We start from the raw sequence: 17,802 nt of genomic DNA on the forward strand, positions 1-17,802 counted from the left end.
TGCCGACCGCACTCGAACAAGGACCTGTCGATGCCAACCTTTACTCCGCAAGCCAAGCTCCTGCTGGGACTGACCTTTATCATGTCGCTGGTGTTCGCCACCTGGCAGGTTTTGCTCAACAACTTCGTGGTGGAGGTGGCTCAGTTTGATGGCCAGCAGATAGGCTTGCTGCAGTCCTTGCGGGAGGTGCCGGGTTTTCTTGCCTTCACCGCGGTCTGGCTACTGCTGCTCTGGCGCGAGCAGACCCTGGCGCTGTTGGCGATGGCGGCATTGTGTCTTGGCGTCGCCCTGACCGGCCTGTTTCCCTCGGCGCTGGGCCTTTATGCCACCACGGTATTGATGTCCATCGGCTTCCATTACTACGAGACGGTCAATCAGTCGCTGACCCTGCAGTGGCTGCCCAAGCAGCAAACTGCTGAATTTCTCGGTCGCAGCCTGTCGGTGAAGGCCTTCGGCGCGCTGCTGGCTTACGGCCTGATCGCCCTGCTGATGGGCTGGCTGGAGTGGGACTATGCCCAGGTCTACTTGCTGATCGGCACTCTGGGGATGGGGATGCTGCTGGCGCTGGCCCGTCATTTTCCACGCTTCGAGGGTGGCCCGGCCCAGCATAAGAAGCTGTTGCTGCGGCGTCAGTACTGGCTCTACTACGGCCTCACCTTCCTGTCCGGCGCACGACGGCAGATCTTTCTGGTCTTTGCCGCCTTCCTGATGGTGGAGCGGTTCGAGTTCAGCGTGCTGGAGATCACCGCCCTATTCCTGTTCAACCACCTATTCAACCTGCTCTGTGCCCCGGCCATCGGCCGCTTGATCGCCCGCTTTGGTGAGCAGCGTGCCTTGCTGCTGGAGTACAGCGGCCTGGTGCTGGTGTTCTGTGGCTACGCCGTGGTCGACAATGCCGCTATCGCCGCCGGGCTCTACGTCATCGACCACCTGCTGTTTGCCCTGGCCATCGCAATGAAGAGCTATCTGCAGAAGATTGGCGATCCCCGGGACATGGCCGCCACCGCTTCGGTCAGCTTCACCATCAACCACATCGCCGCGGTGGTTATCCCCGCCCTGTTGGGCTGGCTCTGGCTGCAAAGCCCGAGCCAGGTTTTCCTGATCGGCGCTGCATTTGCCGCGGTGTCATTGACGTTATCAATGGCAATCCCTCGACAACCCACACCAGAACAGCCAGTTCGTCCTTGGCTGACGCTGAGGTCAGCTAAGCTATAGTCTCCTGGCAGAGCAAGGACTCTCGGATGAAAACTCTTCTTAAATTATCGGTATCGATAGTCGCTATTGTGATTGTGCTAGGTGTCTTGCTCCCCGCCAATTTCAGCGTGGAGCGGGAGGTGGTGATCGAGGCCCCATCGGAGCAGATCCACCCCTATGTGAACGAGCTCTTTCTCTGGCCGCTATGGTCCCCTTGGGAAGACCAGGACCCGAATATCCAGGTGATACTGGGGGTACCCAGCCAGGGTGTGGGCGGTAATCAAAGCTGGACCGACAGCAGTGGCGGTGGGCGGCTGGTGATCACCGCCTCGGATCCTGCGGTTGGAATCAGTTACGATACGTTCTTTGGCACCAGCCCAGAAGCCTACCCGGCCTCGTTTAACTTTGAGCCATTGAATGGACAAAGTACCCGAGTCTATTGGCGCATGGAGGGCACCATGAAGGTGCCCATATTAGCGCCCTACCTGGCGTTGATGGCTGACCGAATGATTGGCGACCCGTTTGAGCAAGGATTGGGGAAACTCAAGTGGGTTGTGGAGCAACAGCAGATGCCTGAGGAGCAGTAGTCGTTGAGCGAGACCACATCCACCGCAGTGGCAAAAACCCAACCGGGCACCCTGTCCACCAAACAGCGCAGCACCCGCCATATGGCGGTCGCCCTGACCAGACTGATTGGTCTGAATACCGAAGAGACGGGCCAGCAGGCCACCCTGTTACAACGGGCCGATCAACGCAGCAAACGCCGAGCAGAACAGTACCAGCTCAATGTGGAGTCGGTGCTCAACCACGCCCTCAACTTCTCCGATAACAGCCTGGCCGGTCACGAGCCGGATCCGGACTGGATGCACCAGTTCCTGATGCTGTCAGAACAGATCCACTCCAGCCGAATGCAGGAGATGTGGGGTCGGATCCTGGCCACCGAACTGGGCCAGCCCGGTGCCTTTAGCCTGCGCTCACTGGAGTGCCTGCGGCGGATGACCCAGAGGGATGCCCTACTGCTGGCTCGTGCCGTCGCCCTGTCCTGCACCCTCAACGCCGAAAGCAGCCGCACTATTGTGCTGGGCTACAGCAGCCGCTCCGCCTTCGGTGGCCTGGTCCGTTCGCGTCAGCCCCAATTGTCATTGTCGCGCTTTGGCCTGCCCTACAGCGCCATCCTCAGCCTGCGCGAGCAGGGGATCCTCTACAACGCCGAGCTGGAAACCGGCGTGCTGGAGGAAGCCAAGCCGCTGCGTCTGCGTTTCATCAACAAGACCCTGTTGATGACCCCCAAGCACGACCGCCTAAGACTGCGCTACTACCGCTTCACTCCGCTGGGCCAGGAGCTGGCCCGTCTGGCCCAGGATCACAGCGATCCGGACTACATCGCCGCGTTAAGCAAGCTGGTGCCCAGGGACTTCGACACCTCCACTTCCTGAGGCACATACCAGTCCAGCTCGGCCGCCAAGCCCACTACCTCTCCCACTACCATAGCGGCAGGGGTGGGAAGGTTTGGGGTTTGAGCCAACTGGCTCAGCTGACTCAACTCGCCGACAACCCTTCGCTGGCCAGGCTGGCTGGCCTGACCCACGATCGCCACCGGGGTGCTGGCATCCATGCCCGCCGATAGCAGCCCTTCCATCACCGACTCAGCGCGCTTAAGGCCCATGTAGATCACCAGGGTGTGGCCGGTCTCAACATAAGGGCGCCAGTCAGGTACCGCCTGACCCGCTTTGCCGCGGCCGGTAACAAAGGTGACGCCCTGGGCCAGGTCGCGATGAGTCAATGGCATCGCACCATAGGCACTGACCGCACTGGCGGCAGTCACCCCGGGCACCACCTTGTAGGGGATCTTCGCCGCCTTCAATGCCGCCATCTCCTCACCGATGCGGCCAAACAGCATCCCATCGCCCCCCTTCAGTCGCACCACGCGGTGGCCCTGGTGCGCCTTGGCGATCATCACCCGCTCGATCTCCCGTTGGTCCATGCTGTGAGCACCGCAGCGCTTACCCACGGCGATCAACTCGACCGATGCCGGGATCAGTGCCAGGATCGCATCGCTCACCAGGGCGTCATGCAGTACCACTTCGGCCTGCTGCAGCGCTTGGTAGGCGTGCAGAGTCAACAGGCCGGGATCACCCGGCCCTGCACTGACCAGCCAGACCAGGGCACTCTCTTGGCTGGGCATGGTGATGACGTCCTGACCCATGCAGATTCTCCATTCAAAGGGCGATTCGAGCGCTTAGCATACGTTCAGGCCTTATAGCGAAGGAAAGACGCTTTTCCCTTTTGATATTCCCCACGGTAATAAAAAAGGAGAAAGTCTGCGCCTTTCGGTGATAAAAACAGCGCTTGGTCGCAATTGCCAAACTAACTCTTGCGCCCTAACGTAAAATCGATAAACTATGCCGCCGTTGCACAGGGAAACCTGGGCAGGCAAAGACAATCGGTGTGTAGCGCAGCTTGGTAGCGCACTTCGTTCGGGACGAAGGGGTCGGAGGTTCAAATCCTCTCACACCGACCACTTTTATAAGTTTTGCGATTGCGAAACTTTGGCGCTTAGCCAGAAGCAAAAATTTATCGGTGTGTAGCGCAGCTTGGTAGCGCACTTCGTTCGGGACGAAGGGGTCGGAGGTTCAAATCCTCTCACACCGACCACATTTAGAGAGAAGCCGTGATGCCCAGCATCGCGGCTTTTTTCGTTTCCGACCCGCCCTCTGGCGAGGACAGTCGGACCGGGGCGCCGGCCGGGTGCTCTGACCCAAAAGAGCTGCCTCTCACACCGGCCACATTAAGAGATAACCCACCGTCAGGTGGGTTTTTTCGTTTCTGGACCCTGACGCAGTTCGGCCCTCGGAGTCGGAGCGGAGTGCCGCCCAGGCGCTCTTTCCTCCTAGAGCAGCCTCTCACACCGACCACTTTTAAGTTGGTTGGAACAGCTGGGTTCGGGACTCGAAGTCGGAGCGGAGTGCCGCCCAGGTGCTTTTGCTTCTAAGAGCAGCTCTCACACCGACCACATAGAGAGAAAAGCCGTGATGCCCAGCATCGCGGCTTTTTTCGTTTCTGCCCTCCGACACCCGCTTCAGAAGGCAACAAAAAGCCCACCTTGCGGTGGGCTTTGCTGGGTCATCTTAAGATCAGATGCGGAAGCGTTCGACCTGCTGCTGCAACCCCAGGCTCTCCTGCTCCATCGACTCGGCGGAGTTGCCCAGCAGATCCGAAGCCCGAGCCATCGCCTGGCTGTCGTCGCGGATGCTCTGTGCTGAGCCTGCCAGCTCCTGGCTAACCCCCCGCTGCTGCTCTGCGGCGGTGGCGATCTGGGTGGTCATGGCGGCGATCTCGGCAATGGCATCCAGGATCACCTGCAGGCTCTGCTCCGCCTGATGGGCCTCCGCGGCACCACTGCGGGCCAGCTCCTTGCCCTTCTCCATCTCACCCACCGCATCACGACTGACCTGCTGCAGCTGTTCAATCATCTGGCGGATCTCATCGGTGGAGCTGCTGGTACGCTGAGACAGCACCCGCACCTCGTCGGCGACCACGGCAAAGCCCCGACCCTTCTCGCCCGCCCGAGCCGCCTCAATCGCGGCATTCAGTGCCAACAGGTTGGTCTGCTCGGCGATATTCTCGATGGTCACCAGCACCTGGTTGATCTGCTGGGCATGGTTCTCCAGCTGACCAATCACCTTGGCGCTTTGGTCCACCTGCACCGCCAGCTCATCACTGACCTTGGCGGAGCGCTCCAACACCACCTCACTTTGCTGACAGGCCCCCGAGGCAGAACGCACCGCCTCTGAGGTGCTCACCGCCCCCGTAGCCACTTCTTGGGCGGAGGCGGCCATCTGGGATACCGCGGCGGCCACCTGGTTCAGCCGGGCGTGCTGACGTTCCGCCGCCTGCTGTTGCTCGGCCGCCTGCTGACGATTGCCCCGGCTATGGGACAGCAGCGCCTCACTGCGATCAGACACGTTGCCCACCATCTGGGCCAGGTGGGCGATAAAGTCATTGAGTTGTTGCGCCACTCTACCCAGCTCGTCCTCCCGGCTGATCGGCAGTCGGCGGGTCAGATCACCATCTCCCTGGGCCAGCTCGCCAATCGCCTCTTCCAGCTCGGACACCGGCTGCAGCAGGGTGTGCAACAACCAGGCGGTCAGCAATGCCACCACCAGGATCAGCACACCGGTCAACCAGGCACTGCGCTTGAGCATCACCATCATGCCCCGCTCAGCGTATTCCCGGTCGTACAGCATCACCACCTGCCAGCCCCACTGGGGCAGGGTTTGAGCGCCGATATAGTGGCTGTGCCCGCGCCATTGCACCAGGCTGTCACCCTGAGCCAGGGCTTGCTCAAACTCGGGGATCACTGCAGCGATGGGCTGCAGCAGCAGCTCGGTATCCCGCGCCGCCAGAATGCGACCACGTTCATCCAGCAGCATCAGCGCCCCCTGCTCCTCCGGCAGTTGTCCAGCCAGTGCCTGGGCCTGGCCGCCGATCAGCAGATCCGCCGCCACCACGCCGTTGTAAGTACCGGAGAACGGCGCCGCCAGGCTGATCACCATCTCACCACCGACATCCTGGTAGGGCTCGGTCATCACCAGGGTCTGTTGCGCCTGGGCCAGGCGGTACCAGGGGCGGCTGCGCGGATCGATATCCGGCACCGGCACATCCAGTTTGTCCCATACGATGCCACCGTCGGCAAAACCGGCGTAGAAGGCCGCCATCTCATTGGCCTGGGCCACCATGTGGTAGAGCTCCGGCGTCATCGGCTGCTGCGACAGCGCCACGGCGGCTTGCTCAACCGCTGCGGCCTTGCCCGCCAGCCATTGGCTCATCTGACGCTCGGTGGAGGTCACCTGGAACTCGATCTGCTCCAGCACCTCTTCACGGCTCTCCTCAAGGTAACGCTCAAGGAACAAACCTGTCTGGATCAGACTCGCCGCGATGACGACGGCTGCGATAAATGCCTGCAGCCGATGCTTTAGACTCATGGTGCCTCCCAAAAAACCCGATTCATCGAGCAAAATGACTGATTTCACTCAACATTGGCGGCATATCATACAGCCCGGTCAGTGACGATCTTTTCCAAGTCACCGACGACTGCAGATCTGGGAGCAAGGTCGCAAAGTTGTGGAGGGAAGGTATGACCACTAGGGCCAGAGATAACGTGGGCCGGGAGCGGCCCACGCAGAGGTTCAGATGTCGTAGTGCAGGCCGCACTCGCGCTTGAGGCCAAAGAAGCGGGTCTCCTCCTCGCTCATGCCCAGCTCCAGCGGCCGGGAGGTGTGGATATCCCCCACCGACACGTAACCCTCATGCCACAGCGGGTGATAGGGCAAGTCGTGCTCCTCCAAGTAGTAGTGCACGTCCTTGTTGCTCCAGTCGAGGATCGGCAGCAGCTTGAAGCGCCCACTGCGTACCGCCAAGAATGGCAGCTCTGCCCGACTCTGGGCCTGTTCACGGCGCAAGCCGGCGAACCAGCTGCCTACCTCCAGCTCCTCCAGGGCACGCTGCATCGGCTCCACCTTGTTGAGGCGGTTGTAGCGATCGATGCCGTCTGTGCCCTGCTCCCACTGGCGGCCAAAGCGGGCCTCCTGCCAGGCCGGAGACAGGGTCGAGCGGTACACCTTAAGGTTCAGATCCAGCCGCTCTTTCAGCTCGTCGATAAAGCGATAGGTTTGCTCAAACAGGTAACCGGTGTCGGTGAGGATCACCGGGATCTTGGGGGCCTGCTCGGTCACCAGCTTCAGCATCACCGCCGCCTGCACACCGAAGCTGGAGGAGAGGGCATGCTGACCCGGCAGATTCTCCAGCCCCCAGGCCACCCGCTCCTGGGCGGTCAGCCCCCCCAACTCCCGGTTCAGCGACGCCAGCGCCGCTTCACTTTGCGCCGCCGATTGACTCAGTAGCGCCGTCAGACTGTTACTGGGCATAAAAATCCCTCCTCGACACCTCTACCGGCGCGATCACCCCGGTACGGACAACAAAGTCGCCAAAGCCTTCACCGGGCTGTCGCTGCTTGGCCCAGCGGCCAATCAGCTCATCCAGCACCGCGAGGATCTGGTCCTCATCCAGGTTCTCCTGGTACATCTTGGGAATGCGGGTGCCATTGCGGTTACCGCCCAGGTGCAGGTTGTAGCGACCCGGCCCCTTACCCACCAGCCCCACCTCCGCCAGCATGGCGCGGCCGCAGCCATTGGGGCAGCCGGTGACCCGGAAGATAATGGCGTCGTCCGCCAGGCCATGTTTGGCCAGCACCCCCTCCAGCCGGGTGACGTAGTCCGGCAGGAAGCGCTCTGCCTCCGCCATCGCCAACGGGCAGGTAGGCAGCGAGACACAGGCCATGGCGCTCTTGCGCTGCAGGCTCACCTCGTCGTCCAGCAGGCCGTGATCCCGGGCCAGCTGTTCGATCTGCGCCTTGTCCGCCTCTGCCACCCCGGCGATCACCAGGTTCTGGTTGGCGGTCATGCGAAACTCGCCCTGGTGAACCTCGGCGATGGCCGCCATGCCGCTTTTCAGTGGCTTGCCGGGATAATCCAGGATCCGACCGTTCTCAATAAACAGGGTGAGGTTGTGCTTGCCATCAATGCCGGCGGTCCAGCCAAAGGCATCGCCCCGCTCAGTCAGCTCATAAGGCCGGGTCGGCTCAAAGTCGACGCCAGCACGGCGCTCCACCTCCGCCTTGAACACCTCGATCCCCACCCGGTCCAGGGTGTACTTGGTCTTGGCATTCTTTCGGTTGACCCGGTTGCCCAGGTCCCGCTGGGTGGTGACCACTGCGGCGGCCACCTCCAGGGTTTTATCCAGCGGCACAAAGCCAAATTCGTCCGCCTTGCGAGGGTAGGTGCTGTGATCACCGTGGGTCATGGCCAGGCCACCGCCCACCAGCACATTGAACCCCACCAGGGTGTCCCCATCGGCGATGGCAACGAAGTTGAGATCGTTGGCGTGCAGGTCCACATCGTTCTGCGGCGGGATCACCACCGTGGTCTTGAATTTGCGCGGCAGGTAGGTGGGCCCGAGGATCGGCTCCGCCTCCGGTGCAATATCGCTGTCCTGGGTGCTCTCCACCTTCTCGCCATCGAGCCAGATCTCGGCATAGGCCTGGGTACGGGGCAGCAGGTGCTCGGAGATCTTGGCGGCCCAGGCGTAGGCCTGGCTGTGCAGCGCTGACTGCTCCGGGTTGGAGGTGCACAGCACGTTGCGATTAACGTCACCGGCGGTGGCTATGGAGTCGATGCCGATGCGATTCAGGGTCTGGTGCATCAGCTTGATGTCGCGCTTGAGCACGCCGTGGAACTGGAAGGTCTGACGGGTGGTCAGGCGGATACTGCCGGCGTGGGTGTGCTCGCCGGCAAAGGCATCGATGGCCAGCCACTGGGTGGGGCTGATCACCCCACCGGGCATCCGGGCCCGCAGCATCACGGTGTGCAGTGGCTCCAGCTTCTGCTCGGTGCGCTCCTGGCGAATATCCCGATCGTCCTGCTGATACATGCCATGGAAACGGATCAGCTGGAAGTTATCGGCGCTGAAGCCACCGGTCAGGTCATCCTTAAGATCCTCGGCGATGGTGCCCCGCAGGCCCCGGCTCTGTCCCTTGATCCGCTCGTTGTCTGCCAGTGGCCCTTCCACCTGCAGCGCCTTCAATTTCTCATTCAGCTGTTCCATCAGTACACATCCTTCTGATAACGCTTGGTGTCGCGCAGACGCTCCAGGTATTCGTTTGCTTGCTGTTCAGTCATCTGGCCATGCTCGATCAGGATCGTCAGCAGGGTGGCTTCGACGTCCTTGGCCATCCGATGCATGTCGCCACAGACATAGAAGTGGGCGCCCCGCTCCAGCCAGGCGTAGACCTCAGCCCCCTGCTCTTGCAGCCGGTCCTGGACGTAGATCTTCTCCGCCTGGTCCCGGGAGAAGGCCAGGTCGATGCGGCTGAGCAGGCCACTTTTGGCGTAGCCCTGCCACTCCACCTGGTAGAGGAAATCTTCGGTAAAGGTGGGGTTGCCAAACAGCAGCCAGTTATCGCCACTGGCACCCCGGGCATCCCGCTCCTGCAGGAACGCCCGGAACGGAGCGATGCCGGTACCGGGGCCGACCATGATGATCGGGGTGTCGTCGTTGTCCGGCAGGCGGAAGTTGTTGTTGGACTCGACATAGACCCGCACACTGTCGCCCTCGCTCAGCCGCCGGGCGAAGGCACCGGAGACCATCCCCAGCCGCTCCTCGCCATCACGCTGGTCACTCACCAGCCCGACGGTCAGGTGCACCTCCTCCTCCACCTCCGCCTGACTGGAGGCGATGGAGTAGAGACGGGGGGTCAGCTTGCGCAGTACCGACAGCAGCTGCTCGGCATCGGGCTGGGCCGGATAGCGGCTGGCCAGATCAATCAACTGGTGGGATTGGATCAGCGGCCGCAGGGTCTCACCGTCCCGGGCCAGCTTGGTCAGCTCATCACTGCCGGACCACTCGGCCCAGGCCTGCACCAGCGCCGGGTGCAGCAGGGTCAGCTCATAGCGACGGATCAGCGCCTCACGAAGGGTCTCCTCCGCCACTGGGGTGTCGCCGTCCAGGCCGGTTAACGCCAGCAGCTGGGTCACCAGCTCGGGGTCATTGTCCATCCACACCCCCAGGGCATCCCCGGGTTGATAGCGCAGGCCGGAGTCCGCCAGGTCCAGCTCCACGTGGCGCACGTCCTTGATCGAGTTGCGTCCGGTGATCTTCTGACTAAGCAGCAGCGGCGCGGCAAAGGGGGCGTTGCGGTCATACTCGCTCTCCGCAGACACCAGGGAGGGATTGAGTGGCACCACCTGGCCGGAGCCAGTGCCCTTATCCGCTTTCTCCAGCACCGACTGACGCCACTGGCTGGCAGCGGATTCGAAATCCACGTCACAATCGATGCGGTCCACCAGCCGGGTGGCACCCAGCTCCGCCAGGCGCAGATCGAACTCTTTGCCGGTCTGGCAGAACTGGTCATAGCTGGAATCCCCCAGCGCCAGTACACTGAACTTGAGGTCGGGCAGTTTCGGGGCCCGATTGGAGTGCAGGAACTTGTGCAGGGCCGCGGCATCGTCCGGCGGATCGCCCTCGCCGTGGGTGCTGACCAACACCAGCAACTGCCGTTCGCTTTTCAGTTGCTTCGGCTTGTAATCGGACATCGACACCAGGTTCACCACGAACCCTTGTGCCTCGGCGTCCTTGGCCAGCTGCTTGGCGATACCCCGGGCGGTGCCGGTCTGGCTGCCGTAGAGGATGGTCAGCGGCTCAGCGCTGGGTTGAGATTCGGCCACTGGCAGGGCCTGCCCCTGGTTGGCGACCGCGGCCAGATAGCCACTGACCCAGGCCGCCTGGATGGGGCTGAGTTCCGCGCTGAGGGCTCTGAGGGTCTTGATCTGCTCTGGCGCCAGCAGGCCTGCACCCGCCTCCAATGCCTTTAACAACATGCTTGTTCCTACCCGGATCCTTATGAAGTAGCCACAGGGTAGGCAGTTTAGGTATGGTAAAAAAAGATTAGATCATCAGTTTTTATAACAAAAAGTAATAAAGCAACCTCAGTTCTAGCTCAAAAAAGAGCCAAATAAACAGTACATTAAAATACAGATTGCCCCTATCGTTGCGTCCCGCTGTCCCCAACGTCATCGAGGCTGCACCATACCAGGATGTATCGCTGTGGGAGCCTGCCAGCAGGCCCCCGATCCGTATTAGTAAAAGGAGGTCCCACCTGTGAAGATCGCAGTGATCAAAGAGACGTTCCCCGGTGAAACCCGGGTCGCGCTCATCCCCGCCAACGTAAGTAAGTTGACCAAAGCGGGCCTATCCATTGCCGTTGAAGCAGGCGCCGGGGAAAATGCCGGTTTCGATGATCCCCTCTACACCGAGGCCGGAGCCGTGATCGGCAGCCGTGCCGAGGTGCTGAAGGACGCCGACGTAGTGCTGACCCACCACGGCCGTGGCGACGAACTGGACCTGCTGCTGCCGCAATTGACTGAAGGCCAGACCCTGGTGGCCATGATGGATCCCCTCGCCGGGCCTCAAGTGGCCGAGAAGCTGGCGCAGGCCAAGATCAATGGCATCGCCCTAGAGCTGGTGCCCCGCATCACCCGGGCCCAGTCCATGGATGTGCTCTCCAGTAACGCCACCATTGCCGGCTACAAGGCCGCGCTGCTGGGGGCGACCCACTCCCATCAGATGTTCCCGATGATGATGACCGCCGCTGGTACCCTGAAACCGGCCCGAGTTTTCATCATGGGGGTTGGTGTCGCCGGCCTGCAGGCCTGTGCCACCGCCAAGCGCCTGGGTGGCGTGGTCGAGGCCTATGACATTCGCCCCGCCGCTCGCGAGCAGATCCTGTCGGTGGGTGCCCGCCCGGTGGAGCTGAACATCGAAGCGGAGAACACCGAGACCAAAGGCGGTTACGCCAAGGAGCAAAGCGACGACTTCATCGCCCGCCAGCAGGCAGCGATGGCAGACGTGCTGGCCCAGCAGGACGTGGTGATCACCACCGCGGCCATCCCCGGTCGCAAGGCTCCGGTGCTGATCACCGAGGCGCAGCTGATGAAGATGAAGCCCGGCGCGGTGATCATCGACCTGGCCGCCGAAACCGGCGGTAACTGCGAACTGACCGTGGCCGGTGAAGCCGTGGTACACCATGGTGTCACCATCGTCGGCCCGCAGAACTTTGCCGCCAGCGTGCCCAACCACGCCAGCCAGATGTTCGGCACCAACCTCACCAATCTGCTGATGCTGATGAACCAGGAGGGCCAGCTGAGCTGGGACTTCGAGGACGAGATCATCCGTGATACCACCGTCAGCCACAACGGTGAGGTGGTGAGCGTCCGCCTGCGCGAACTGCTGGGTATGGACCCGCTGACGCCGCCGGCACCCGCCGAAGAGCAACCGACCGCCGAGTCCACCGACAATAAGGAAGCCAGCTGATGGAACTGTTACTGCTGATCACCGTTTTCGTGGTGGCCCTGTTTCTCGGGGTGGAGCTGATCACCAAGGTGCCGCCCACCCTGCACACACCGCTGATGTCCGCCTCCAATGCCATCTCCGGCATCACCCTGGTGGGCGCCCTGCTTGCCGCCGGCTCCGGTGCCGGCATCCTGGTTAACGTACTGGGTTTCGTGGCCGTGACCCTGGCCTCCATCAACGTGGTGGGTGGCTACATGGTCACCAACCGCATGCTGGCGATGTTTAAAAGGAAGTAAGCTGCCATGAGTTCAACCGTGATTTACCTGAGCTACCTCGTTGCTGCCGTCCTGTTCATCCTCGGCATCAAGAACCTGACTAAGCCCCGTACCGCCGTGCTGGGTAACCGTCTCTCCTCCATCGGTATGCTGATCGCCGTGGTGGTCACCCTGCTGGATCAGAACATCCTCTCCTACGAGTGGATCATCGCCGGTCTGGTGCTCGGTGGCGGCATCGGTGCCTTTATGGCCCGTACCGTACAGATGACCTCCATGCCGCAGATGGTGGCGATGCTCAACGGCTTCGGTGGTGGCGCCTCCCTGTTCGTGGCCCTGGCCAACGTCTGGGACCCGGTCGCCAGCGCCGGCATCGTGGCGGATCTGTCCATCGGCATCACCATCCTGATCGGTGCCGTTACTCTGTCCGGCTCCTTCGTCGCCTTTGCCAAGCTGCAGGAGCTGATCTCCGGCAAGCCGATCTCGGTGCCCGGCAACACCCTGCTCAATGGTGCCCTGGTGCTGGTGGGCCTGGCATTGATCGCGCTGAGCGTCACCAACCCGGGCGAAACCGGCTACATCTACGCCCTGGTGGCGGTCGCCGTCCTGCTGGGCCTGGTGCTGGTGCTGCCCATCGGCGGTGCCGACATGCCGGTGGTGATTGCCCTGCTCAACTCCTACTCCGGGATTGCCGCGGCCACCGCCGGTTTCATCTCTGGCAATACCGTGCTGATCATCTCCGGTTCGCTGGTGGGCGCATCTGGCCTGATCCTGACCCAGATCATGTGTAAGGCGATGAACCGTTCGCTGCCCAACGTGTTGTTCGGTGTGATGGCAGAAGGCGGTGAAACCATCGATGCCGATGAGATCTACGCCGGTAAGGTGACCGCCTCCTCCCCGGACGAGGTAGGCATGATGCTGGAAACCGCCGAGCGGGTGATCATCGTGCCCGGCTACGGTCTGGCGATGGCCCAGGCTCAACACGCGGTGCGTGAACTGGCCACCGTGCTGGAAGCCCGTGGCTGCGACGTCAAATACGCCATCCACCCGGTGGCCGGTCGGATGCCTGGCCACATGAACGTGTTGCTGGCCGAGGCCGAGGTGCCCTACGAGCAGCTGGTGGAGATGGACGAGATCAACCCGCAGTTCGAGCAGGCGGATATGGCTATCGTCATCGGTGCCAACGACGTGACCAACCCGATGGCCCGTGAGGACAAAGGCTCGCCCATCTACGGCATGCCGATCCTCAACGTCGACAAGGCCAAGACCGTGGTGGTGGTCAAGCGTTCCCTCAGCCCGGGCTTCGCTGGCCTGCCCAACCCGCTGTTTGCCAAAGACAATGCTCTGATGCTGTTTGGCGATGGTAAGAAGGCGATCGTCGATCTGACCGCGTCGCTGAAGGAAGCGGAAGCCGCCTAAACACAGCCAACACAAAGGCCGCCCAAGGGGCGGCCTTTTTTTGTGCTCACACTTCCATGACAACAGGACAAAAAGCGCGGGTAATTTCGCGCCATTCGCGTATACTTTGCGCCCCTGTTCTGGGGCCGGTCCCCACACTCTTTATTACTGAGTATTCCAACATGGCTCAAAGCAAAAAATACGATTATCGCGTAAATGAAAAGGGCGGCGTCTGGTCTGCCGCGATCCTCCGTAAGGTCACTGCACGACGTACCGTGGTGTCCAAGAAGCAGGGCAAATTTGCCAGCGAAGCGGAGGCCGTGGCTTGGGCTGAGAATGAACTGAAGGCCTTCCTGTCTCAGCAGGCGGAGCGCAATGAGCGCAAGGCTAAGGGTCGCCTGGAGCGTGAGGCCCTGGCTGCCCAACAGGCGGAGAAGGCGGAGCAGAAAGCCGCTGCTAAGCGCCTGGCCGAGCTGGCTGAGCAGGAAGACTCAGAAGACGAGGACGGCGACGACTGGAGCTTCGAAGACGGCTTCGACGGCGACGACGACAACCAGCGCTAACCCACGGCAGCGCTGAAAAACACGGGCCCCAACCGCATGTCGGTTGGGGCCTTTGTTGTTAGAGCTAGGTTGTTAGGGCCAGGTTATCTCAAGACCTATCAGCCATTGCCGGCCCGCGCCTGGGCCTGCAGTTGGGCTGAGCGCTGCGCCAACTCGGCGGAAAGCCCCCGCAGCAAGCTCCAACTGGCCAACAGCATCAGCGACAGGGCCAAGGGTTGGCCCCAGGGCGCGGCGAACAGCGCCAGTAATGGCCCCGCCAGCCACAGCAGCAGTGCCGCTACCGCCAGTCGATTGACCGAGCGGGGCAGGTGCTGCCAGCAGGCATAGAGCACCACCAACAGCGCCATCGCCAGCATCGCCAGGGGGATCTGCCAGGCCTGACCCAGCAAGCTGCGCCCCTCGGGGGCCAGCTCTGTGGCCAGCCATCCTTGTGGGTAGGCCACCACGGCAATCACCAGCGCCGCAGTCAGCAGCAGGGTCAGCCAGTAAGCTCCATAGCCCTGGCGTCGCTCCAGCTTGGCCAGCAGGCCTAGCTGGGGCAACAATGGCAAAGTCAGCAGCAACAGGGCCATCCGGGCAACCAGGTCCGAAACAACGCCCTCGCTCCCCTGCGATGCCGCAAGAGGCCCCGACCAGATCGCCATCAGCCCCACCGCCAGTGCGACCCCATAGCCGATGTTTCGGCGCTCCGATCCCTTCTCTTTGTGCTGTCCCTGCATCTTGCCTCCCAGCTCAATCTCATCCCAAGCGACTCATCCATCGCGCTTTTTCTAAGGTTAGTCGATGCTGAGCCAGGTGCTCGTTAACCGGGGCTCCAATGTGGCAGGGCCAACTTGGGGGTAGTGCGAAAGCGCAGCACCCAGCGATCCCGGCCCAGGTACACCAACATCGCCTGGATATAGAGCAGCAACCCCGCCATCTCTGCGCCCTCCTCCAGGTGCACCAACACCTGGTAGCCGGCCTGTTTCGACGTTGTGGCCTCGAACCACCAGCCTCCCATGGCTTCGATGCCCAGGGCACCACCGAGGTAGATCCCCCCCGCCAGCAGGGTTTGACGGCGCAGCGGCATCGGCAGCCGCCACCAGAATCGAAAGAACACCAGGGCCAGGCCGAGCACCAGCAGGGCGGCGGGCAGCACCCAGGCAAAATAGAGCGGACCAAAGGTCTCTAATCCCAGCAAGGCTCGGACCGGGCCGCTGAGGCTTTCATGAAACTCCAGCGCTTCATCCATGGCCATCAATACCATGCCCAGGGTCAATCCCAACCAGTAGGGACGGTCCTGGGCACTCGCTGCCTGGCGGGCCAGAAAGGAAAGTAGGGCAGAAAACAGCAGCAATCCGGAAGAGAAGGCGGTGGGCAGGTTGTTCTCGCCGCCGACGTAGAACAGTTCGGCCAGGCGGACGAAGTGACGATGGGGCTCCGACACCATCACCAGGGTGGCCCCCACCGACAGCAGCAACAGCGCGGCCCAACTAAGCCAGAGCAGACGCCGTGCCCGCTCGATTTTTACGTCAATACAGATAACACTCACAAGCACCTCCCACGAGCTACAGCAACATCCTATGGTATGGTGCGCACTCCAACGTTTTTTGACGCGAAACTTTAAGCGTAGACCATAGAACCTGACCATGAGCCCCATTCCACTCCATGAACTGTCACTGCTCTCCAGCCTGGCGCTGATCCACCTGGTTGCCCTGGCCAGCCCCGGCCCGGACTTTGCGTTGGTAGTGCAAAACGCCAGCCGCCACGGTCGTCGCATCGGCCTGGCCATCGCCATGGGGATCTCTCTGGCTATCCTGCTGCACGCCATCTTGGCGATCACCGGGGTCAGTTTGCTGATCCGCCAGATCCCGGCCCTAGCAACCGGACTGCAGATAGCCGGCGGCAGCTACCTGCTGTACTTGGGGTATGGGGCACTGCGGGGAGCCTGGCTGAGCTGGCATGCCGGTGCGCAACGCAGCGCTGCCAAGGCGGAGGAGTTTACCCACTGGGCTGCAGCCCTGCTGAAGGGCTTCACCACCAACCTGCTCAACCCCAAGGCCCTGGTGTTTTTCCTCAGCCTGATCACCAGCCTGATCCCCGCCACCATGTCCGTTACAGGCAAAGGGGCGGCCATTGTACTGCTGTGGGGTTTATCGTTGGGGTATTTTGCGCTGTTGGCCTGGCTGCTGACCGGCCAGCGGATGCAGCGCTGGGTGATGAAGGTGGCACCACTGATCGATGCCCTGTGTGGCGGGTTGTTCGTATTGGTCGGCGGCGGGATCCTGCTGTCGGCCCTGCTGTCGATGGGGGCTTGAATAAACGGCGCAGTCAGCCCTAGTGCAGGGCTAGAGGCTTGCCATAACGCCGAGCTACGGCATGGCAAGCCCCCATACCCTCATACCAGCTTGCGGATCTCCGCATTGAGGGCGGTGCTCTCTTCGGTGGCCAGGCGCTCCAGCACCGCCACCCGCTCAGCCAGCTGACGGTTCTGCTCGGTCAAGCTATCCAGCTGCTGTTGCATCTGATCAGTGCCGCCCTTGAGCTGAGCCATCCGCTCCTTGTGGCGGTAGTCCAGTCCCGCCATCAATCCAGCGAACACCATCCCGCCGATGGGGAAGATCAGCCACCAATAGGCATGAAACAGTTCCATCTTTCCTCCCTTAGCCCAGCTTGCGGATCTCGTCCGCCACATCGAAACCGCGATCGGTGACGATCGCCTCCAGGGTTTCCACCCGCTGACGCAGCGCCTGGTTGTCTTGCTTTAACGCCTCTACCTCCTGCGCTACATCCTTAACGGCGCTGGCACTGGCACTGGCGTCGGCTTGTTTCTGTTTGGTCTTGTTGTGGCTGGTCCAAGCATCCAGGGCGAAGGCCCCACCAAAGAAAATGGCCAAAAAGGTCCAAAACGACATGCTACTCTCCTCAACCCAGTTTGCGGATCTGCTGATCCAGCTCGAATCCGCTGTCGGTTACGATGGTTTCCAGCGCCGCCAGTCGGGATTTCAGCGCCTCATTCTCGCTCTCCAGTGCCTCAATGCGCTTCTCAAGCTCCGGATCCGCACTAACCGCCTGTTCGATCGCTTTATCCAATGGGCCGTCAGACATGCCCATGGCGGCGCACCATTGGCGAAAGCGGGTGGGTGAGCGCCAGGCCAGCACCATAAAGACCACCGCAATGGCCAACAGGCCGACAATCAATAGCTCTTTCATGAATCCTCTCCTTTGGCTAACCCAGGTTACGGATCGACTGATCCAGCTCGAAGCCCCGATCGGTGATCACCCGCTCAAGGATCTCCACCCGGTGCTGCAGCGCCTGGTTTTTCTGTTCCAATTCGTCAAAGCGCTGTTCCCAGCTCGCCTTCTCTTTGCTGTTGGCACCACCACGCCCTATCTGCACCATCAGCACTACCCCCGCCATGACCACTGCCACAACGGCCACTATCGCCCAGGAAGCCATCCTCCCTCCTTCTCTGTTGCCTTTCGGCCCG

At 61.7% G+C, this 17,802-nt stretch carries 19 protein-coding genes and 2 tRNA genes; 10 read left to right on the top strand and 11 right to left on the bottom strand.

All coding sequences use genetic code 11. The features are described 5' to 3' along the window. Positions 1–30: 30 nt before the first annotated feature. From BUC04_RS12420 to BUC04_RS12430, 3 genes are read left to right on the top strand one after another with little or no spacing between them, the layout of a single operon-like run. Positions 31–1,215: an MFS transporter gene (locus tag BUC04_RS12420; protein WP_067661222.1), complete on the top strand. Its 1,185-nt coding sequence runs from the start codon at positions 31–33 to the stop codon at positions 1,213–1,215. A 26-nt stretch (positions 1,216–1,241) separates the two neighbouring features. After that, positions 1,242–1,781, top strand: coding sequence for an SRPBCC family protein (locus BUC04_RS12425; RefSeq protein ID WP_067661220.1), 540 nt, complete (start codon positions 1,242–1,244; stop codon positions 1,779–1,781). Between the two features lie 3 nt (positions 1,782–1,784). Then, positions 1,785–2,630, top strand: a complete 846-nt coding sequence (locus BUC04_RS12430; protein ID WP_067661218.1) for a TIGR03899 family protein — start codon at positions 1,785–1,787, stop codon at positions 2,628–2,630. On the opposite strand, the gene cobA is transcribed toward BUC04_RS12430, so the two are convergent. Continuing rightward, positions 2,573–3,400 (bottom strand): uroporphyrinogen-III C-methyltransferase, encoded by an 828-nt coding sequence (gene cobA / locus BUC04_RS12435; RefSeq protein WP_067661216.1) that lies wholly within the window; start codon positions 3,398–3,400, stop codon positions 2,573–2,575. The genes BUC04_RS12430 and cobA overlap by 58 nt on opposite strands. Positions 3,401–3,638: 238 nt before the next feature. On the opposite strand from cobA, the gene BUC04_RS12440 reads away from it, so the two are divergent. Together BUC04_RS12440 and BUC04_RS12445 are read left to right on the top strand one after the other, a co-directional pair. Further along, a tRNA-Pro gene (locus BUC04_RS12440) sits at positions 3,639–3,715 on the top strand. Between the two features lie 57 nt (positions 3,716–3,772). Next, positions 3,773–3,849, top strand: a tRNA-Pro gene (locus BUC04_RS12445). Positions 3,850–4,328: 479 nt separating this feature from the next. Here BUC04_RS12445 and BUC04_RS12450 read toward each other — a convergent pair. From BUC04_RS12450 to BUC04_RS12465, 4 genes are all read right to left on the bottom strand, one after another. After that, positions 4,329–6,179 (bottom strand): methyl-accepting chemotaxis protein, encoded by a 1,851-nt coding sequence (locus BUC04_RS12450; RefSeq protein WP_067661214.1) that lies wholly within the window; start codon positions 6,177–6,179, stop codon positions 4,329–4,331. A 204-nt stretch (positions 6,180–6,383) separates the two neighbouring features. Beyond that, positions 6,384–7,121 (bottom strand): phosphoadenylyl-sulfate reductase, encoded by a 738-nt coding sequence (locus tag BUC04_RS12455; RefSeq protein WP_067661212.1) that lies wholly within the window; start codon positions 7,119–7,121, stop codon positions 6,384–6,386. After that, positions 7,111–8,856 (bottom strand): assimilatory sulfite reductase (NADPH) hemoprotein subunit, encoded by a 1,746-nt coding sequence (gene cysI / locus BUC04_RS12460; RefSeq protein WP_143165709.1) that lies wholly within the window; start codon positions 8,854–8,856, stop codon positions 7,111–7,113. The genes BUC04_RS12455 and cysI overlap by 11 nt, the downstream gene beginning before the upstream one ends. Then, a complete protein-coding gene (locus BUC04_RS12465) occupies positions 8,856–10,628 on the bottom strand; it encodes an assimilatory sulfite reductase (NADPH) flavoprotein subunit (protein ID WP_067661210.1) in 1,773 nt (590 codons plus the stop codon). Before BUC04_RS12465 ends, cysI begins: the two co-directional genes overlap by 1 nt. Positions 10,629–10,908: 280 nt before the next feature. On the opposite strand from BUC04_RS12465, the gene BUC04_RS12470 reads away from it, so the two are divergent. The 4 genes from BUC04_RS12470 (at position 10,909) to BUC04_RS12485 (ending at position 14,332) form a co-directional block, all read left to right on the top strand. Beyond that, the gene (locus tag BUC04_RS12470) at positions 10,909–12,120 is read left to right on the top strand and encodes a Re/Si-specific NAD(P)(+) transhydrogenase subunit alpha (RefSeq protein ID WP_067661208.1); all 1,212 of its coding nucleotides are present in this window, start codon (positions 10,909–10,911) and stop codon (positions 12,118–12,120) included. Next, on the top strand, positions 12,120–12,395 hold the full coding sequence (locus BUC04_RS12475; RefSeq protein WP_067661206.1) for an NAD(P) transhydrogenase subunit alpha part 2: 276 nt from the start codon (positions 12,120–12,122) through the stop codon (positions 12,393–12,395). The genes BUC04_RS12470 and BUC04_RS12475 overlap by 1 nt, the downstream gene beginning before the upstream one ends. Positions 12,396–12,401: 6 nt before the next feature. Continuing rightward, entirely contained in the window at positions 12,402–13,790 is a 1,389-nt protein-coding gene (locus tag BUC04_RS12480) for an NAD(P)(+) transhydrogenase (Re/Si-specific) subunit beta (RefSeq protein WP_067661204.1), read from the top strand. A 161-nt stretch (positions 13,791–13,951) separates the two neighbouring features. Further along, entirely contained in the window at positions 13,952–14,332 is a 381-nt protein-coding gene (locus tag BUC04_RS12485; protein WP_067661202.1) for a DUF3622 domain-containing protein, read from the top strand. A 98-nt stretch (positions 14,333–14,430) separates the two neighbouring features. Here the strand turns inward: BUC04_RS12485 and BUC04_RS12490 are convergent, their stop codons facing one another. Together BUC04_RS12490 and BUC04_RS12495 are read right to left on the bottom strand one after the other, a co-directional pair. Continuing rightward, positions 14,431–15,051, bottom strand: a complete 621-nt coding sequence (locus tag BUC04_RS12490) for a hypothetical protein (RefSeq protein WP_067661200.1) — start codon at positions 15,049–15,051, stop codon at positions 14,431–14,433. A gap of 83 nt (positions 15,052–15,134) precedes the next feature. Beyond that, positions 15,135–15,863, bottom strand: a complete 729-nt coding sequence (locus BUC04_RS12495; protein WP_067661197.1) for a hypothetical protein — start codon at positions 15,861–15,863, stop codon at positions 15,135–15,137. 97 nt (positions 15,864–15,960) lie between these two features. On the opposite strand from BUC04_RS12495, the gene BUC04_RS12500 reads away from it, so the two are divergent. After that, positions 15,961–16,629: a LysE family transporter gene (locus BUC04_RS12500; protein WP_067661195.1), complete on the top strand. Its 669-nt coding sequence runs from the start codon at positions 15,961–15,963 to the stop codon at positions 16,627–16,629. Positions 16,630–16,709: 80 nt separating this feature from the next. Here BUC04_RS12500 and BUC04_RS12505 read toward each other — a convergent pair whose 3' ends face one another. Genes BUC04_RS12505 through BUC04_RS12520 form a run of 4 tightly spaced genes read right to left on the bottom strand, consistent with a single transcriptional unit; the run spans position 16,710 to position 17,771 of the window. Then, on the bottom strand, positions 16,710–16,964 hold the full coding sequence (locus tag BUC04_RS12505; RefSeq protein WP_067661193.1) for a hypothetical protein: 255 nt from the start codon (positions 16,962–16,964) through the stop codon (positions 16,710–16,712). A 10-nt stretch (positions 16,965–16,974) separates the two neighbouring features. Further along, complete coding sequence (locus BUC04_RS12510; protein ID WP_067661191.1) at positions 16,975–17,226, bottom strand: coiled-coil domain-containing protein; 252 nt, start codon at positions 17,224–17,226, stop codon at positions 16,975–16,977. A gap of 10 nt (positions 17,227–17,236) precedes the next feature. After that, positions 17,237–17,524 carry a coiled-coil domain-containing protein gene (locus tag BUC04_RS12515; protein WP_067661189.1) on the bottom strand — a complete coding sequence of 96 codons (288 nt, stop codon included), beginning with the start codon at positions 17,522–17,524 and terminating at the stop codon, positions 17,237–17,239. Between the two features lie 16 nt (positions 17,525–17,540). Next, the gene (locus BUC04_RS12520) at positions 17,541–17,771 is read right to left on the bottom strand and encodes a hypothetical protein (RefSeq protein ID WP_067661187.1); all 231 of its coding nucleotides are present in this window, start codon (positions 17,769–17,771) and stop codon (positions 17,541–17,543) included. Between the last annotated feature and the right edge of the window lie 31 nt (positions 17,772–17,802).

The sequence above is a fragment of the Ferrimonas marina genome (assembly GCF_900129905.1).
GTDB lineage: Bacteria > Pseudomonadota > Gammaproteobacteria > Enterobacterales > Shewanellaceae > Ferrimonas > Ferrimonas marina.

Excerpts from the sequence above, each read along its gene's own strand:
- BUC04_RS12425 (WP_067661220.1), top strand. The coding sequence starts at position 1,242 with ATGAAAACTCTTCTTAAATTATCGGTATCGATAGTCGCTATTGTGATT.
- cysI (WP_143165709.1), bottom strand. The coding sequence starts at position 8,856 with ATGGAACAGCTGAATGAGAAATTGAAGGCGCTGCAGGTGGAAGGGCCA.
- BUC04_RS12455 (WP_067661212.1), bottom strand. The coding sequence starts at position 7,121 with ATGCCCAGTAACAGTCTGACGGCGCTACTGAGTCAATCGGCGGCGCAA.
- BUC04_RS12515 (WP_067661189.1), bottom strand. The coding sequence starts at position 17,524 with ATGAAAGAGCTATTGATTGTCGGCCTGTTGGCCATTGCGGTGGTCTTT.
- BUC04_RS12485 (WP_067661202.1), top strand. The coding sequence starts at position 13,952 with ATGGCTCAAAGCAAAAAATACGATTATCGCGTAAATGAAAAGGGCGGC.
- BUC04_RS12465 (WP_067661210.1), bottom strand. The coding sequence starts at position 10,628 with ATGTTGTTAAAGGCATTGGAGGCGGGTGCAGGCCTGCTGGCGCCAGAG.
- BUC04_RS12500 (WP_067661195.1), top strand. The coding sequence starts at position 15,961 with ATGAGCCCCATTCCACTCCATGAACTGTCACTGCTCTCCAGCCTGGCG.
- cobA (WP_067661216.1), bottom strand. The coding sequence starts at position 3,400 with ATGGGTCAGGACGTCATCACCATGCCCAGCCAAGAGAGTGCCCTGGTC.
- BUC04_RS12505 (WP_067661193.1), bottom strand. The coding sequence starts at position 16,964 with ATGGAACTGTTTCATGCCTATTGGTGGCTGATCTTCCCCATCGGCGGG.
- BUC04_RS12490 (WP_067661200.1), bottom strand. The coding sequence starts at position 15,051 with ATGCAGGGACAGCACAAAGAGAAGGGATCGGAGCGCCGAAACATCGGC.
- BUC04_RS12480 (WP_067661204.1), top strand. The coding sequence starts at position 12,402 with ATGAGTTCAACCGTGATTTACCTGAGCTACCTCGTTGCTGCCGTCCTG.
- BUC04_RS12450 (WP_067661214.1), bottom strand. The coding sequence starts at position 6,179 with ATGAGTCTAAAGCATCGGCTGCAGGCATTTATCGCAGCCGTCGTCATC.
- BUC04_RS12420 (WP_067661222.1), top strand. The coding sequence starts at position 31 with ATGCCAACCTTTACTCCGCAAGCCAAGCTCCTGCTGGGACTGACCTTT.
- BUC04_RS12475 (WP_067661206.1), top strand. The coding sequence starts at position 12,120 with ATGGAACTGTTACTGCTGATCACCGTTTTCGTGGTGGCCCTGTTTCTC.
- BUC04_RS12520 (WP_067661187.1), bottom strand. The coding sequence starts at position 17,771 with ATGGCTTCCTGGGCGATAGTGGCCGTTGTGGCAGTGGTCATGGCGGGG.
- BUC04_RS12510 (WP_067661191.1), bottom strand. The coding sequence starts at position 17,226 with ATGTCGTTTTGGACCTTTTTGGCCATTTTCTTTGGTGGGGCCTTCGCC.